This is a genomic window from Salmonella sp. SAL4457 (assembly GCF_046548235.1).
Taxonomy (GTDB): domain Bacteria; phylum Pseudomonadota; class Gammaproteobacteria; order Enterobacterales; family Enterobacteriaceae; genus Salmonella; species Salmonella enterica.
Genome location: NZ_JBGDZO010001281.1, coordinates 1 through 238, shown reverse-complemented (window position 1 = coordinate 238; position 238 = coordinate 1). Strand labels below are relative to the sequence as shown.

Sequence of the window (238 nt, the reverse complement as noted above, 5' to 3'; positions counted from 1 at the left end):
ACACCGAGAGGTTGGCGGTCTTGCTGAAGCCGTAGTGGATCATGTCCGCCGGGATGTTCAACGCCGATTCCGAAGACAGGAACACCACTCGCCCCCAACCGCGCTCGACCATTCCCGGGACGTAGGCGCGGGCCAGGCGCACCCCGGACATCACGTTGACCTCGAAGAAGCGGCTCCACTCGGCGTCCTCGATGTCGAAGAAGTCCTTCAGCTCGAAGATGCCCAGGTTGTTGACCAG

General features: G+C 62.2%; 1 protein-coding gene. It reads right to left on the bottom strand.

Annotated features, from left to right (window positions below; genetic code table 11):
• A partial coding sequence (locus tag ACLJNW_RS28325; protein WP_410961971.1) for an SDR family NAD(P)-dependent oxidoreductase occupies positions 1 to 238 on the bottom strand: 238 nt, incomplete at both ends.